Origin of the sequence: Micromonospora sp. URMC 106, from assembly GCF_051386395.1 — a bacterium.
Lineage (GTDB): Bacteria > Actinomycetota > Actinomycetes > Mycobacteriales > Micromonosporaceae > Micromonospora.
In genome coordinates, this window is record NZ_JBPQTP010000068.1 from 22,353 (window position 1) to 36,970 (window position 14,618).

Genomic DNA, 14,618 nt, shown 5'->3' on the forward strand with positions numbered 1-14,618 from the left:
CGTCCCGCCGGGCTCCGGCGGATAGAGTGCGAAGAGCGGGGTACGTCCGACGTGCCCCGCTCTTCGGCTTCGGCAACGAAAGGTAACGGCTCCATGCGTCGTCCCCAGCTGGACATCCAGCTGAAGACCCCTGACCAGATCGAGAAGATGCGGGCCGCCGGGCTGGTGGTCGCCGAGGCGCTGCGTCGGATGCGGGAGGCGGTCGCCCCCGGGGTCAGCACCGCCGACCTGGACGCCATCGCCGAGTCCACGATCCGCGAGGCCGGCGCCGTCCCCTCGTTCAAGGGCTACCACGGCTTCCCCGCGTCGATCTGCTCGTCGGTCAACGAGCAGGTGGTGCACGCCATCCCGTCGCCGCAGCAGGTGCTCCGCGACGGCGACCTGATCTCGATCGACTGCGGCGCGGTGCTGGGCGGCTGGCACGGCGACGCCGCCATCACGGTCGGCGTGGGCGAGGTCGACCCGGCGCTGCTGAAGATGGCCGAGGTGGCCGAGGACGCCATGTGGGCGGGCATCGCCGCCGCCGCCCGGGGTGCGGCCAGCGGCAAGGGCCGGCTCACCGACATCTCGCACGCGGTGGAGAACGCGGTCCGCAGGGGTGGCCGGTACGGCATCGTCGACGGCTACGGCGGGCACGGCATCGGCACCGAGATGCACCAGGACCCGCACGTGCTCAACCACGGGCGGCCGGGCAAGGGCCCGCGCCTGGTGCCGGGCATGGCGCTGGCGATCGAGCCGATGATCACGATGGGTTCGCCCCGGACGGTCGAGCTCTCCGACGGCTGGACCGTGGTCACCCGGGACCGGTCGATGGCGGTGCACGTCGAGCACACGATGGCGCTGCTCCCGGACGGCGTCTGGGTGCTGACCGCGCCGGACGGCGGCCGCGCCCGGCTCGGCGAACTGGTCACCTCCCGCCAGCCCGCCGACTCGCCGGCGGTCTGAGCGCGGATCTGCGCGCCGCCGGCCCCCCGGTCGCGCGTGAGAGTCGTCACAGGCGCCCTGGTGTTCGAGGGGTCGACGGCGTCGGCGGGTCGGGGACCGCTCCCACGGCCGGCGCCCGGGCGGGCGTCGAGGGGATCACTGTCGCCTTTCGGGTGGTCCGGCGCTCCGCGGGGTGGCCGGTTTGGCGACGGCCCGCAGGCGGGCGTACACTTTCTGATCGGCGCACAGCGTCCACTCCGGCATGCCCACCCCGCGCTTCGGTGGGAGTCGGAGCCGCGGCTGGCGCGGGCTTCTGATCTTGATCAGTCACCCGTGTAAGACGTTGTGGGCCGTCCGGAGTAACCGACGTCAGGACAGCGGAGGACATGCCGAAAAAAGACGGAGCCATCGAGATCGAGGGTCGGGTCATCGAGCCCCTGCCGAACGCAATGTTCCGGGTGGAGCTCGCGAACGGCCACAAGGTGCTGGCTCACATCAGCGGCAAGATGCGGCAGCACTACATCCGCATCCTGCCGGAGGACCGGGTCGTCGTCGAACTCTCGCCGTACGACCTGACCCGCGGGCGCATCGTCTACCGCTACAAGTAATCCTGACGACGGCCGGGACGTCCCCGTGTCCGTCTTCGACGTCCGGCGTCGCGCCTCGGCGCGTCCTCGGGCCAGATGGGAAGTAAGGCAACCGTGAAGGTCAAGCCGAGCGTCAAGAGGATCTGCAACAAGTGCCGGGTCATCCGCCGGCACGGCCGGGTCATGGTCATCTGCACCGACCCGCGCCACAAGCAGCGCCAGGGCTGAACCAGTTCCGACCGGCCGTGTGACAACGGCCGGCCGCAATCGGTCCGGGCCGCGGATCCAGACAACGAATCACATGCTCGTCCCAGCCGCGAGCGGTACGCGACGCGTACCTCTGCGTGGTTGACCCCCGGTCGGAGGCCGGGGCCCGCTCGGGCAGCGGCCGTTCCCGGTCGCCGGCGCACGACGCCGGAGGCGGAACGGTCGGTAGCGGGGTGGGACGGGTCCACACCTCCGCCAGAACACCACGAGGAGCACGCCCGCACATGGCACGTCTAGTCGGCGTCGACCTCCCCCGCGAAAAGCGGATGGAGATCGCGCTCACCTACATCTTCGGCGTGGGTCGTACCCGCGCCCTGGAGACGCTCGCCGCCACCGGCATCTCGCCGGACAAGCGCGCCCGGGACCTCACGGACGAGGAGCTGGTCCAGCTCCGCGACCACATCGAGGCCAACTACAAGGTTGAAGGCGACCTGCGCCGCGAGGTCGCCGCTGACATCCGCCGCAAGGTCGAGATCGGCTGCTACGCCGGTATCCGGCACCGCCGGGGCCTCCCCGTGCGTGGCCAGCGGACGCGGACCAACGCCCGCACCCGCAAGGGCCCGAAGCGGACCGTCGCCGGCAAGAAGAAGCCCGGCAAGAAGTAACTAGGAGCGCACAGACTTATGCCACCGAAGGCTCGTGCCGGAGCCGCCGTCAAGAAGGTCCGGCGCAAGGAACGCAAGAACGTCGCCCACGGGCAGGCGCACATCAAGAGCACCTTCAACAACACCATCGTGTCCATCACGGACCCGACCGGTGCGGTCATCTCCTGGGCCTCCGCGGGCCAGGTGGGCTTCAAGGGCTCCCGCAAGTCGACCCCGTTCGCCGCGCAGCTCGCCGCCGAGGCCGCCGCGCGCCGGGCGATGGAGCACGGCATGCGCAAGGTCGACGTGTTCGTCAAGGGCCCCGGCTCCGGCCGGGAGACCGCCATCCGTTCGCTGCAGGCCGTGGGCCTGGAGGTCGGTCAGATCTCCGACGTGACGCCGCAGCCGCACAACGGGTGCCGTCCGCCGAAGCGTCGCCGGGTCTGAGAGGTTAGAGAGAGATGGCTCGTTACACCGGTGCTGACTGCCGCCGTTGCCGGCGGGAGAAGATGAAGCTGTTCCTCAAGGGCAGCAAGTGCGATGGTCCGAAGTGCCCGTTCGAGTCCCGGCCGTTCCCGCCCGGGCAGCACGGCCGCGGCCGCACGAAGGAGACGGAGTACCTGCTCCAGCTCCGTGAGAAGCAGAAGGCCCGCCGCGTCTACGGCGTGCTGGAGAAGCAGTTCCGCGGTTACTACGAGGAGGCCGTGGCCAAGCAGGCCAAGACCGGTGAGGTCCTCCTGCAGATCCTCGAGTCGCGGCTGGACAACGTGGTCTACCGGGCCGGCTACGCCAGCTCGCGTGACCAGGCCCGGCAGCTTGTCAAGCACGGTCACTTCACCGTGAACGGCAAGAAGGTCGACATCCCGTCGTACCGGGTCAAGGAGCACGACATCATCGAGGTGCGGGCCAAGAGCAAGGAGCTCACCCCGTTCCTGGTGGCGCAGGCCCAGGCCGGTTCGCGGTCGGTGCCGGCGTGGCTGGAGGCGATCCCCAGCCAGATGAAGATCCTCGTGCACTCGCTCCCGGCCCGCCAGGTCATCGACACGCAGGTCCAGGAGCAGCTGATCGTCGAGCTCTACTCCAAGTAGTCGGAGCTCGTTGCGGTGGCCCGCCCTCACGGGGGCGGGCCACCGGAACAGTTTGTCGTGGGCGTCATATGGCGGGCGCCCCGGAAGAGAAGAGAAGACATGCTCATCAGCCAGCGACCGACCCTCTCCGAGGAGTCGATCAACGAGACCCGGTCCCGGTTCACCATCGAGCCCCTGGAGCCGGGCTTCGGCTACACCCTGGGCAACTCGCTGCGGCGTACGCTGCTGTCGTCGATCCCGGGTGCGGCGGTCACCTCGATCAAGATCGACGGCGTGCTGCACGAGTTCACCACGATCCCCGGTGTCAAGGAGGACGTGGTCGAGCTCGTCATGAACATCAAGGAGCTCTGCGTCAGCTCCGAGCACGACGAGCCGGTCAGCATGTACCTGCGCAAGCAGGGCCCGGGCGACGTGACCGCGGGTGACATCCAGCCGCCGGCCGGCGTCTCGGTGCACAACCCGGACCTCAAGCTCGCCACCCTCAACGGCAAGGGCCGGCTCGACATGGAGCTGACCGTCGAGCGGGGCCGCGGCTACGTCACGGCGGCGCAGAACAAGCAGGCGGGCGCCGAGATCGGCCGGATCCCGGTCGACTCGATCTACTCGCCCGTGCTCAAGGTGACCTACCGCGTCGAGGCGACCCGTGTCGAGCAGCGGACCGACTTCGACCGGCTGATCATCGACGTCGAGACCAAGCCGTCGATGGGTCCGCGTACGGCGCTGGCCTCGGCCGGTTCGACGCTGGTGGAGCTGTTCGGTCTGGCCCGGGAGCTGGACGAGACCGCCGAGGGCATCGACATCGGGCCGTCCCCGCAGGACGCCCAGCTCGCGGCGGACCTGGCGCTGCCGATCGAGGAGCTGGACCTGACCGTCCGCTCCTACAACTGCCTCAAGCGCGAGGGCATCAACTCCGTTGGTGAGCTCATCGGGCGTACCGAGGCCGACCTCCTCGACATCCGCAACTTCGGCCAGAAGTCGATCGACGAGGTCAAGATGAAGCTCGCCGGGATGGGTCTCGGGCTGAAGGACTCGGCTCCGAACTTCGACCCGGCGCACGTCGTGGACGCCTTCGGCGAGGCCGACTACGACACCGACGACTACCGCGAGACCGAGCAGCTCTAGTCCGCGCTGCCGCCACACCTGAGGAGCACCAAGCATGCCCACGCCCACCAAGGGCCCCCGCCTCGGCGGCAGCCCCGCGCACGAACGGCTCATGCTGGCCAACCTGGCCACCGCGCTGTTCCAGCACGGCAAGATCCAGACCACCGAGACGAAGGCCCGGCGGCTGCGTCCGCTGGCCGAGCAGCTCATCACCAAGGCCAAGCGCGGCGACCTGGCGTCCCGCCGGCGGGTGCTGGGCGTCGTCAAGGACAAGGACGTGGTCTACGCCCTGTTCGACCAGATCGCGCCCCGGTACGCCAACCGCAACGGTGGCTACACCCGGATCGTGAAGACCGGTCCGCGCAAGGGTGACGCCGCGCCGATGGCGATCATCGAGCTGGTCGAGGAGCTTCAGGTCGCCGAGCCGAAGGCGAACAAGAAGACCGCGGCCCGCAAGGCCGCGCAGCAGGACAAGGTCGAGGCGCTCGCCCCGGCGGAGGAGACCCCGAAGTCGAACTCGGGCGACCAGGACGCCGAGGCGCCCGTGTCGGCGTCCGGCGACACCGCCGCCGCCCGCGAGGACAGCGACGAGGCCGGCGAGAACGACAAGGCCTGATCCAGGCCACCGTCGGGCCCGGCATCCCTCACGGGGTGCCGGGCCCGACCCATGAGGCGGAGGTACGAGTGGACGAGCGCACCCGGCTCCGACTGGACGTCGCGTACGACGGGTCGGGCTTCTCCGGCTGGGCCGCCCAGCCGACCCGGCGCACGGTCGCCGGGGTGCTCGTGGAGACCCTCGACCTGGTGCTCGGCGCGGGCACGGCGACCGGGTTGACCGTGGCGGGCCGCACCGACGCCGGGGTGCACGCCACCGGGCAGGTGTGCCACGTCGACCTGCCCACCGCCGTGTGGCGGGAGCACGAGGGGCGGCTGCTGCGCCGGCTGGCCCGGCTGCTCCCCACCGACGTGCGGGTGCGGGCGATGGCCGAGGTGCCCGCCGACTTCGACGCCCGGTTCTCCGCCACCTTCCGCCGCTACGAGTACCGGGTGACCGACGCGCCGTGGGGCGCCGAGCCGTTGCGCCGGCACGAGGTGCTGGCCTGGCCGAAGCCGCTCGACCTGGACGCGCTGAACGCCGCCGCGGCGGGACTGGTGGGGGAGCACGACTTCGCCGCGTACTGCCGGCGCAAGGAGAACGCCACCACGCTGCGGGAGGTGACCCGGCTGGACTGGCGGCGGGACCCGGACGGCATCCTCGTCGCGACCGTGCAGGCCGACGCGTTCTGCCAGGCGATGGTGCGCAGCCTGGTCGGCGCGATGCTGGTCGCCGGGGACGGGCGCCGGCCCGTCGAGTGGCCGGGCAGCCTGCTCACCCGCCGGGATCGCGCCAGCGAGGTGACCGTGGCGCCGGCGCACGGGCTGACCCTGGTCGCCGTGGGCTACCCGGACGACCCGGCCGAGTACGCCCGCCGCGCCGAGGCGACCCGGCGGCTGCGCGTACCCCTGGAGGGCTGACCGCCGGGACGGCGCACGACCGGGCGCGGGACCTGCTGCGGGGCCCGGATCGACCTGGGCGGGTGCCGGCGTCGGTGGGGCCGCGCGGAACGGGTGCGCGGCCCCGTGGCCCGCGCACCCGTCCACACCGGAGGTGCCGTCACTCGCCCGGCAGATCCCCGCCGTCCTGTGTGCCGGTGCGGTCCGCGCCCTCGTCGGTCGGCTGGCCGGCCGTCCCGCCGTCGGCGCGGCGCTCCAGCACACCCCGGTTCAGGTGCAGCTCGATCATGTCGAAGAGGACCTCGCGGGCCTTCGTGTCGCCGGACCGGATGGTCTCGCCGTCGCTGCGGGCGACCACCGCGTACGCGAGGTAGTGGCCGCGCACCTGCCAGCCGACCCGGGCCGGCGCGGTGGCGATCGCCTCGGTGTCGTCGTCGGCGGCCATGCCCCGGAACCGGCCCTCCCGCTCGTCGAGCAGCTGCCGGATCCGGTCCCGGGCGCGTTCGGCGTTGGCCCGGTCGGTGAGGTTGAACAGGCCGGTGGTGACCAGGAGGTCGCCGTCGGGCGTCCGCAGCGTGGCGCGGACCACCTGGTTGCAGCCGAGGCGGTCCAGCAGGTCGGCGACCTCCCCGGTGGCCGCCACCGCGCAACTGGCGCTGGAGTGGGTCTTGAGCACCTGGTAGGCGGGCTGCCCGTCGGCGACGACGAGCTGCTTGCCCGGGAAGAGTTCCTTGGCCGTCAGCGGCGCCTGGTCGGTGTCCCGGGAGTCCAGGTCGTGCGCCCCGGCCTCGGCCGACTCGGCGACCTCCGGCTGCCCGGTGGGCGTGGCCTGCGGCGTCTTGTCGCGCTCGTCGAGCAGGGCGGCGGCGCCGAGGCCGCAGAGCGCGAGCAGCACGAGCACGGCCGCGCCGCCGACCAGCACCTGCCACAGCCGGCCGCCGCCGCGCTGTGGCACGGGCCGTCCGGCCGGCGCGGGTGTCTCGACCGCCAGGGGCGGCTCGACCGGTGGCGGCAGCTGTGCGGCCGGTGCCGGCGGCACCTGTTCGTACGGCGTGGGGGACGCCTGCGCGTGCGGCGGGGACGGCACCGGGGCGGCGGCGCGGACCGGTTCCGGCCCGGCGGAAGGCAGCGCGACCTGGTTGGCCCGGGGCAGCGACGGCGTCGGGAAGCGGGACGGGGAGGGGCCGGCCGGGGGCGGCGGACCGGCACCGAGCACCGACCGGTCGGACCCGGGCTCCGGGTACTCCATGTATGCGTCCTCATCGGACTCGTACCGATACACCATGACGCCCAGAGTAGGAGCCATTGTCCCTTTAGGGGGTAATAATGGAAAATTGTGGGCTTAGCTGTTTCGTGTCGTGCTGGGCCGTCCCCCGGACCCCGACCGGACGGCGGCGACGGCGGTGCGAGAATTGCCGGCGTGACCGGCGACCACTACTTCACCGCTGAGCCCGCGACGGCCGCCCACCCGCGCGAGGTCGAGTTCTCCGTCGCCGGCCGCGACTACACCCTCGCCTCGTCCGGCGGCGTCTTCTCCGCCGCGCGCCTCGACCCCGGCACGGCGGTCCTGCTGCGCAAGGCGGAGCTGCCGCCCGCCGGCACCACCGGCGCCCTGCTCGACCTCGGCTGCGGCTTCGGGCCGATCACCTGCGTGCTGGCCACCTCGGCGCCCACGGCGACCGTTTGGGCCGTCGACGTCAACGAGCGGGCCCGCGAGCTGACCGCGGCCAACGCGGCACGGGTCGGCGCGGCCGACCGGGTGCGGGTCGCCGCACCGGACGACGTGCCCGCCGACGTGACGTTCGCCCAGCTCTGGTCCAACCCGCCGATCCGGGTCGGCAAGGACGAGCTGCACCGGATGCTGCTGCGCTGGCTGCCCCGGCTCGCCCCGGACGGGGTCGCCTGGCTGGTCGTCGCCCGCCACCTGGGCGGCGACTCGCTGCACCGCTGGCTGGTCGAGCAGGGTTGCCAGGTCGGGCGGCACGCCAGCCAGAAGGGCTACCGGGTGCTGCGCGTGACCCGGTAAATGGTTGGGCCACCCGGCGGGTGCTCGGGCAGGATGCCCGCGTGGGATACGTGGACGTGGCAGGGGTCGGGCACATCCTCCCCGACGGCCGGGAACTCTTCACCGACGTGTCGTTCCGGGTCGGGGAGGGCGCCAAGGTGGCCCTGGTCGGGCCCAACGGCGCCGGCAAGACGACACTGCTGCGGATGGTCGCCGGCGACCTGCCGGTGAAGACCGGCGCGATCGCCCGGGCCGGGGGGCTGGGCGTGATGCGCCAGTTCATCGGCATGATCGGCGACGAGTCCACGCTGGCGGACCTGGCGCTGTCGCTGGCCCCGCCGGCGCTGCGCGACGCCGGGCGCCGGCTCGCCGAGACCGAGGCGGCCATGCGGGCGGCCGAGGTGCGCGGCAAGTACAGCACCGCCGCCGGCAAGGCCCAGCTGGCGTACGCGGACGCGCTCGCGGCCTGGGGCGAGACCGGCGGGTACGACGCGGAGGTGCTCTTCGACACCGTCGCCACCATCGTGCTCGACCTGCCCTGGGACGCCGCCCGGGAACGCCCCGTCCGGACCCTCTCCGGCGGTCAGCAGAAACGCTTCGCCCTCGAACTGCTGCTGCGCGGCCCCGACGAGGTGCTGCTCCTCGACGAGCCGGACAACTTCCTCGACGTGCCCGGCAAGCGCTGGCTGGAGGGCCGGCTGCGCGAGTCCGGCAAGTCGGTGCTCTACGTCTCGCACGACCGGGAGCTGCTGGCGCACACCGCCGACCGGGTGGTCGCCGTGGAGGGCGGCAGCGCCTGGGTGCACCCCGGCGGCTTCGCGAGCTGGCACGAGGCGCGGGTGGCCCGGCACGCCCGCCTCGACGAGCTGCGCCGGCGCTGGGACGAGGAGCACCAGAAGCTGCGCGAGCTGATGCTGATGTACAAGCAGAAGGCCGCGTACAACGACGGGATGGCGTCGCGCTACCAGGCCGCGCAGACCCGGCTGCGCAAGTTCGAGGAGGCCGGGCCGCCGCCCGTACCCCCGAAGGACCAGGACATCCGGATGCGGCTGACCGGCGGGCGGACCGGCAAGCGCGCGGTCGTCTGCGAGCAACTGGAGCTCGACGGCCTGACCTACCCGTTCGACCTGGAGATCTGGTACGGCGACCGGGTGGCGGTGCTCGGCGCCAACGGGACGGGCAAGTCGCACTTCCTCCGGCTGCTGGCCCGGGGCGGCACCGACCCGGACCCGGCCAACGGCCCGGTCGACGGCGCGGCGGCGCTCGCGCCGGTCGCGCACGGCGGGGTGGCCCGGCTCGGCGCGCGGGTGCGCCCGGGACACTTCTCGCAGACCCACGACCGGCCGGAGCTGATGGCGAAGACGCTCGTCGAGATCCTCTGGCGGGGCGACGAACACCGGGCCGGCATGGACCGGCACGCGGCGATGGCGGCGCTGAGCCGCTACGAGCTGGCCGGGCAGGGCGACCAGCGCTTCGGCACCCTATCCGGCGGGCAGCAGGCACGCTTCCTGGTGCTGCTGCTGGAGCTGTCCGGCGCGACGCTGCTGCTGCTCGACGAGCCCACCGACAACCTCGACCTCGCCTCGGCCGAGGCGCTGGAGGCCGGGCTGACCGCGTTCGAGGGCACCGTGGTCGCGGTGACCCACGACCGCTGGTTCACCCGCTCCTTCGACCGGTTCGTGCTCTTCCGGGGCGACAACGAGGTGGTGGAGACCCCGGAGCCGGTCTGGGACGTGGCGTGATCCCCGCCGACCTGGCCGACCGCCTCTGCGCGGTCGGCGGGGTCGTCGCCGTCGCCCTCGGCGGCAGCCGGGCCCGGGGCGAGCACCGGCCCGACTCCGACTGGGACCTCGGCCTCTACTACCGGGGCGAGCTGGACGTGCCGGGGCTGCGCGCCGTCGCCGCCTCGGTCGCCGACGAGGAGGTCGAGCTGACCCCGCCCGGCGGCTGGGGGCCGTGGGTCGACGGCGGCGGGTGGCTGCGCGTCGGCGGGGCGGCGGTCGACTGGATCTACCGCGACCTCGACCGGGTGCACCGGATCTGGGCCGACTGCCGGGCCGGTCGCTACGAGGTCGGCGTGCAGGCCGGGCACCCGCTCGGGTTCTACTCGACCGCGTACGCCGGCGAGGTGGCGCTCTGCCGCGTGCTCGGCGACCCGACGGGCGAGCTGACCGCGTTGCGGGAGGAGACCCGCGCGTACCCGCCCGCCCTGGCCGACGCCCTGACGGCCGGCGGGTGGGAGGCCCGGTTCCTGGTCGACGGCGCGGCCAAGGCGGTGGTGGCCGGCGACAGCGGGTACGTGGCCGGCTGCCTGTTCCGGGTGGTCGGCGTACTCGCCCAGGTGCTGCACGCCCGGGCCGGGCGGTGGCTGGTCAACGAGAAGGGCATGATCGCGTCCGCCGGGCGGCTGCCGGGCGCCCCGCCCGATTTCGCCCGGCGGTCACACGCGCTGCTCGGCGCTGTCGGGCACACCCCGGACGAACTCGCCGCCACGCTCTCCGCCGCCCGTCGACTCGTCGCCGACGTGCTCGACTGAACCCGAGGTACGCGGCGCGGGCCGGGCCGGCCGGCATAGGGTTGATCTCGTGACTGAGATGACCTATCGCCGGCTGGGCGACTCCGGGCTCGTGGTGTCCGTGGTCGGCATCGGCTGCAACAACTTCGGCCGCAAGCTCGACCTCGACGGCACCCGGGCGGTGGTCGACGCCGCGCTCGACGCCGGGATCAACTTCTTCGACACCGCCGACATCTACGGCGAGCCGCAGGGCGGCTCCGAGGAACTGCTGGGCCAGGCGCTCAAGGGCCGGCGCGACGACGTGGTGGTGGCCACCAAGTTCGGCATGGACATGCACGGGCTCAACGGCCCGGACTTCGGCGCCCGGGGCGCACGGCGCTACATCGCCCGGGCCGTGGAGGCGTCGCTGCGCCGGCTCGGCACCGACCACATCGACCTGTACCAGATGCACGAGCCCGATCCCGGCACCCCGATCGACGAGACGCTCGCCGCGCTCGACGACCTGGTCCGCGCCGGCAAGGTGCGCTACCTGGGCAACTCCAACTTCGCCGGCTGGCAGATCGCCGACGCGGACTGGGTGGCGTCGTCCAACGGCCGGTCCCGGTTCATCAGCGCGCAGAACCACTACAGCCTGCTGGAACGCTCGGTCGAGACCGAGGTCATCCCCGCCTGCGAGCGGTTCGGCCTCGGCATGCTGCCGTTCTTCCCGCTGGCCAACGGGCTGCTCACCGGCAAGTACAGGCGCGACCAGGCCCCGCCGGCCGGCAGCCGGCTCGCCGGTGGCGGCCGCTACGCCCAGCGCCTCGCCGCCGCCGACTGGGACACCATCGAGGCGATCGAGGCGTACGCGGCCGAGCGGGGGCTGTCGATGCTCCAGGTGGCGATCGGCGGGCTTGCCGCCCAGCCGGCGGTGACGTCGGTGATCGCCGGCGCCACCACGCCCGAGCAGGTGCGGGCCAACGCGGAGGCGGGCGCCTGGCAGCCCACCGACGAGGATCTCGACGCCCTGCGCGTCATCCTCTGAGCCACGCCGGCACGGCCCCGACACGTGTGGCGGAGGGCATCCCGACAGCATGACGTAACCGGGCCCTCACCCACCGCCCCGGCCGTCGGGATCGGACGCTCGGTGTGAAATCCGCGTCCCGCCCTTGGCGGATCCGGCGATCCGTCGTACGGTGACACGCGCAAGTGACCCACGGGAGCCCGGTGCACCGGGCTGAGAGGGGGGCTGAGAGCCCCCGACCGTCGAACCTGATCCGGGTAATGCCGGCGCAGGGAGGAGTGTTGCCGTGCCGTCCCTGGGGCGACTGCATCTCATCACCGACACCCGACCCGGGCGGGATCCGCTGACCGTGCTGCGGGCCGCCCTGCCGGTGGCCCGCGCCGAGCTGGTCGTGCAGGTCCGCGTCACCGACGACGCGACCGACCGGGAGGCGTACGACCTGGCCCGCCGGGCGCTCGCGCTCTGCGCCCGGTACGACGCCACCTGCCTGGTCAACGACCGGCTGCACGTGGCGCTGGCGGTGGGCGCCGCCGGCGGGCACGTCGGCGCGGACGACCTGCCGGTCGGGGCTGCCCGCCGGGTGCTCGGCCCCGCCGCCGTGCTCGGGGCCACCGCCCGCGATCCGGGGACGGCCGCCGAGGCGGTCGCCGCCGGGGCCAGCTACCTGGGCGTGGGCCCCTGCCACGCCACCGACACCAAGACCGGCCTGCCGGCGCCGATCGGCCCGGCCGGGGTACGCGCCGTCGCCGACGCGGTGGCCGTGCCGGTCATCGCGATCGGTGGGGTGACCGCGGCGAACGCGCCCGCGCTGCTGGCCGCCGGGGCGTACGGGGTGGCGGTGGTGGGGGCGCTGTCCGGGGCGGCCGATCCGGCCCGGGCGACGGCGGAGCTGCTGGGAGCGCTGGGGTGCTGAGCCGACCGGACGTCGCCGTGGTGGGGGCGGGACCGGTCGGGTTGGGCATCGCCTGGCGCTGCGCGGCGCGCGGGCTCCGCGTCGTCGTGCACGACCCCGCCCCCGGTTCCGGCGCGTCCCACGTCGCCGCCGGGATGCTCGCCCCGGTCGCCGAGGCGTACTTCGGTGAGCACGAGCTGACCGGGCTGCTGACCGCCTCCGCCGCCCGCTGGCCGGCCTTCGCCGCCGAGCTGACCGCCGCCACCGGCGCGGACATCGGCTATCGGACCGAGGGCACCCTGATGGTCGGGCTCACCGCCGACGACCTGGCCGAGGCGCGGCGGCTGTGGGCGTACCAGCAGGGGCTCGGACTGCCGGTGACGCCGCTGCGCCCATCGGCGCTGCGGGACCGCGAGCCGGCGCTGGCGCCCCGGGTGCGCGGCGGCGCGCTCGCCGCCACCGACCACCAGGTCGACCCGCGTCGGCTGGTGCCGGCGCTGCGGGTGGCCGCCGAGCGGGCCGGCGCCGCGCTGGTGCCGACGGCCGTGCGCCGGCTGTCCGACGTGGACGCCCGCGTCACGGTGGTCGCGGCCGGCTGCGGCGCGGCGGCCCTGACCGGGTTGCCGGTGCGGCCGGTGAAGGGCCAGGTGCTGCGGCTCCGCGCGCCCGGCGGCGTCGCGCCGGGCTTCCGGCACGTCATCCGGGGGTACGCCGACGGCGAGCACGTCTATCTCGTCCCTCGCCACGACGGGGAGGTGGTGGTGGGCGCGACCGTGGAGGAGCGCGCCGACACCGACGTCTCCGCCGGGGCGGTGCTGCGCCTGCTCCGCGCCGCCGTCGACCTGCTGCCGGAGCTGGCGGAGTACGACCTCATCGAGGCGCTCGCCGGCCTGCGCCCGGGCACCCCGGACAACGCCCCGATCCTCGGCCCGCTGCCGGACCGGCCGGGCGTGCTCGCCGCGACCGGGCACCACCGGCACGGCATCGTGCTCACCCCCGTCACCGCCGACCTGATCGCCGACCTGGTCGTCACGGGGGCGGCGGACCCGCTGCTCGCCCCCTTCACCCCGGACCGGTTCGCGCCGGCAGCCACCGTCGCGACGGCGGTCCCGGCCGTCGACGGTCGGACCGGGCCCGGAGCGTCCGCACCCGAGGAGGAGCACACGTGGAACTGACGGTGAACGGCGCCGGGCGCAGCCTGCCCGACGGCTCGACGGTGGCGGACCTGGTCCGCGCGGTCACCGACCAGCAGCGCGGCCTCGCCGTCGCGGTCAACGGGGAGGTCGTGCCGCGCACGGGCTGGCCGGCGACCGTGCTGCGCGACGGCGACCGGGTCGAGGTGCTCAGCGCCGCCCAGGGCGGGTGACGCGGTGAACTTCGACCTGGGCGGCGTGAGCTTCACGTCCCGACTGATCCTCGGCACCGGCGGCGCGGCGAACCTGCGCGTGCTGGAGGACGCGATCCGTGCCTCCGGCACCGAGCTGGTCACCCTGGCCCTGCGCCGGGTCGACACCGCCCCCGGCACGGCGGGCGGCCTGCTGGACCTGCTCGACCGCTGCGGGGTGCGGCTGCTGCCGAACACCGCCGGCTGCTACACGGCGGGCGAGGCCGTCAAGGTCGCCCACCTGGCGCGGGAGGCGTTCGACACCGACTGGGTGAAGCTGGAGGTGATCGGCGACGAGCGCACGCTGCTGCCCGACGGGGTGGAGCTGCTGCGCGCCGCCGAGGAACTCGTCGCGGACGGGTTCGTGGTGCTGCCGTACACGTCGGACGATCCGATCCTGGCGCGGCGGCTCGCCGACGTGGGCTGCGCCGCGGTGATGCCGGCGGGCGCGCCGATCGGCTCCGGTCTGGGCGTGTCGAACCCGCACCACATCCGGCTGATCCGGCAGAGCGTCGACGTGCCGGTGATCCTGGACGCCGGCATCGGCACCGCCTCGGACGCGGCGCTGGCCATGGAGCTGGGCTGCGACGCGGTGCTGCTGGCCAGCGCGGTCACCCGCGCCGCCGACCCGGTGGCGATGGCCACCGCGATGCGGCACGCGGTCGAGGCGGGGCGGCTCGCGTACGGGGCGGGCCGGATCGCCCGCCGCTTCCACGCCCTCGCCTCCACCCCGGACGAGGGGCGGCCCGACCTGTGACCCGCCCCGCCTCGACC

General features: G+C 73.8%; 18 protein-coding genes and 1 riboswitch. Of the genes, 17 read left to right on the forward strand and 1 reads right to left on the reverse strand.

Annotated elements, in window-relative coordinates:
- Positions 1-93: 93 nt before the first annotated feature.
- The 9 genes from map to truA all read left to right on the forward strand — a co-directional run bounded on the left by map (position 94) and on the right by truA (position 6,066).
- Positions 94-945, forward strand: coding sequence for a type I methionyl aminopeptidase (gene map / locus ACSNOB_RS20540; RefSeq protein WP_436688101.1), 852 nt, complete (start codon positions 94-96; stop codon positions 943-945).
- A 365-nt stretch (positions 946-1,310) separates the two neighbouring features.
- Positions 1,311-1,532, forward strand: coding sequence for a translation initiation factor IF-1 (gene infA, locus ACSNOB_RS20545; protein ID WP_007073013.1), 222 nt, complete (start codon positions 1,311-1,313; stop codon positions 1,530-1,532).
- A gap of 93 nt (positions 1,533-1,625) precedes the next feature.
- Positions 1,626-1,739 carry a 50S ribosomal protein L36 gene (gene rpmJ / locus ACSNOB_RS20550; protein WP_012184307.1) on the forward strand — a complete coding sequence of 38 codons (114 nt, stop codon included), beginning with the start codon at positions 1,626-1,628 and terminating at the stop codon, positions 1,737-1,739.
- 263 nt (positions 1,740-2,002) lie between these two features.
- Positions 2,003-2,383, forward strand: a complete 381-nt coding sequence (rpsM, locus tag ACSNOB_RS20555; RefSeq protein ID WP_007073012.1) for a 30S ribosomal protein S13 — start codon at positions 2,003-2,005, stop codon at positions 2,381-2,383.
- 18 nt (positions 2,384-2,401) lie between these two features.
- Positions 2,402-2,809, forward strand: a complete 408-nt coding sequence (gene rpsK / locus ACSNOB_RS20560; RefSeq protein ID WP_007073011.1) for a 30S ribosomal protein S11 — start codon at positions 2,402-2,404, stop codon at positions 2,807-2,809.
- Positions 2,810-2,823: 14 nt separating this feature from the next.
- Positions 2,824-3,450 carry a 30S ribosomal protein S4 gene (gene rpsD / locus ACSNOB_RS20565; protein ID WP_393105593.1) on the forward strand — a complete coding sequence of 209 codons (627 nt, stop codon included), beginning with the start codon at positions 2,824-2,826 and terminating at the stop codon, positions 3,448-3,450.
- Between the two features lie 99 nt (positions 3,451-3,549).
- Positions 3,550-4,572 (forward strand): DNA-directed RNA polymerase subunit alpha, encoded by a 1,023-nt coding sequence (locus ACSNOB_RS20570; RefSeq protein ID WP_013735931.1) that lies wholly within the window; start codon positions 3,550-3,552, stop codon positions 4,570-4,572.
- A gap of 34 nt (positions 4,573-4,606) precedes the next feature.
- A complete protein-coding gene (rplQ, locus tag ACSNOB_RS20575) occupies positions 4,607-5,167 on the forward strand; it encodes a 50S ribosomal protein L17 (protein WP_436688102.1) in 561 nt (186 codons plus the stop codon).
- A 68-nt stretch (positions 5,168-5,235) separates the two neighbouring features.
- Positions 5,236-6,066: a tRNA pseudouridine(38-40) synthase TruA gene (truA, locus tag ACSNOB_RS20580; protein WP_436688103.1), complete on the forward strand. Its 831-nt coding sequence runs from the start codon at positions 5,236-5,238 to the stop codon at positions 6,064-6,066.
- Positions 6,067-6,205: 139 nt separating this feature from the next.
- Here truA and ACSNOB_RS20585 read toward each other — a convergent pair whose 3' ends face one another.
- Entirely contained in the window at positions 6,206-7,330 is a 1,125-nt protein-coding gene (locus ACSNOB_RS20585; protein WP_436688104.1) for a hypothetical protein, read from the reverse strand.
- Positions 7,331-7,465: 135 nt separating this feature from the next.
- Between ACSNOB_RS20585 and ACSNOB_RS20590 the strand changes: the two genes are divergently transcribed.
- From ACSNOB_RS20590 to ACSNOB_RS20625, 8 genes are all read left to right on the forward strand, one after another.
- Positions 7,466-8,071, forward strand: coding sequence for a class I SAM-dependent methyltransferase (locus ACSNOB_RS20590; RefSeq protein WP_436688105.1), 606 nt, complete (start codon positions 7,466-7,468; stop codon positions 8,069-8,071).
- A 41-nt stretch (positions 8,072-8,112) separates the two neighbouring features.
- Positions 8,113-9,792, forward strand: a complete 1,680-nt coding sequence (locus tag ACSNOB_RS20595) for an ABC-F family ATP-binding cassette domain-containing protein (RefSeq protein ID WP_393105585.1) — start codon at positions 8,113-8,115, stop codon at positions 9,790-9,792.
- On the forward strand, positions 9,789-10,586 hold the full coding sequence (locus ACSNOB_RS20600) for a nucleotidyltransferase domain-containing protein (RefSeq protein ID WP_436688106.1): 798 nt from the start codon (positions 9,789-9,791) through the stop codon (positions 10,584-10,586). Before ACSNOB_RS20595 ends, ACSNOB_RS20600 begins: the two co-directional genes overlap by 4 nt.
- A gap of 58 nt (positions 10,587-10,644) precedes the next feature.
- Positions 10,645-11,589: an aldo/keto reductase gene (locus ACSNOB_RS20605; protein ID WP_436688112.1), complete on the forward strand. Its 945-nt coding sequence runs from the start codon at positions 10,645-10,647 to the stop codon at positions 11,587-11,589.
- 162 nt (positions 11,590-11,751) lie between these two features.
- Positions 11,752-11,860, forward strand: a riboswitch (TPP riboswitch).
- On the forward strand, positions 11,855-12,481 hold the full coding sequence (thiE, locus tag ACSNOB_RS20610; RefSeq protein WP_436688107.1) for a thiamine phosphate synthase: 627 nt from the start codon (positions 11,855-11,857) through the stop codon (positions 12,479-12,481). Its footprint overlaps the riboswitch before it by 6 nt.
- Complete coding sequence (gene thiO, locus ACSNOB_RS20615; protein ID WP_436688108.1) at positions 12,475-13,635, forward strand: glycine oxidase ThiO; 1,161 nt, start codon at positions 12,475-12,477, stop codon at positions 13,633-13,635. Before thiE ends, thiO begins: the two co-directional genes overlap by 7 nt.
- Entirely contained in the window at positions 13,626-13,826 is a 201-nt protein-coding gene (gene thiS, locus ACSNOB_RS20620; RefSeq protein ID WP_436688109.1) for a sulfur carrier protein ThiS, read from the forward strand. Before thiO ends, thiS begins: the two co-directional genes overlap by 10 nt.
- A 4-nt stretch (positions 13,827-13,830) precedes the next feature.
- The gene (locus tag ACSNOB_RS20625) at positions 13,831-14,601 is read left to right on the forward strand and encodes a thiazole synthase (RefSeq protein ID WP_436688110.1); all 771 of its coding nucleotides are present in this window, start codon (positions 13,831-13,833) and stop codon (positions 14,599-14,601) included.
- Positions 14,602-14,618: the final 17 nt, after the last annotated feature.

Coding starts and splice junctions, on each gene's coding strand:
- ACSNOB_RS20570 (WP_013735931.1), top strand. CDS start 3,550: ATGCTCATCAGCCAGCGACCGACCCTCTCCGAGGAGTCGATCAACGAG.
- rpsM (WP_007073012.1), top strand. CDS start 2,003: ATGGCACGTCTAGTCGGCGTCGACCTCCCCCGCGAAAAGCGGATGGAG.
- rpsD (WP_393105593.1), top strand. CDS start 2,824: ATGGCTCGTTACACCGGTGCTGACTGCCGCCGTTGCCGGCGGGAGAAG.
- ACSNOB_RS20585 (WP_436688104.1), bottom strand. CDS start 7,330: ATGGTGTATCGGTACGAGTCCGATGAGGACGCATACATGGAGTACCCG.
- rplQ (WP_436688102.1), top strand. CDS start 4,607: ATGCCCACGCCCACCAAGGGCCCCCGCCTCGGCGGCAGCCCCGCGCAC.
- map (WP_436688101.1), top strand. CDS start 94: ATGCGTCGTCCCCAGCTGGACATCCAGCTGAAGACCCCTGACCAGATC.
- ACSNOB_RS20605 (WP_436688112.1), top strand. CDS start 10,645: ATGACCTATCGCCGGCTGGGCGACTCCGGGCTCGTGGTGTCCGTGGTC.
- infA (WP_007073013.1), top strand. CDS start 1,311: ATGCCGAAAAAAGACGGAGCCATCGAGATCGAGGGTCGGGTCATCGAG.
- rpsK (WP_007073011.1), top strand. CDS start 2,402: ATGCCACCGAAGGCTCGTGCCGGAGCCGCCGTCAAGAAGGTCCGGCGC.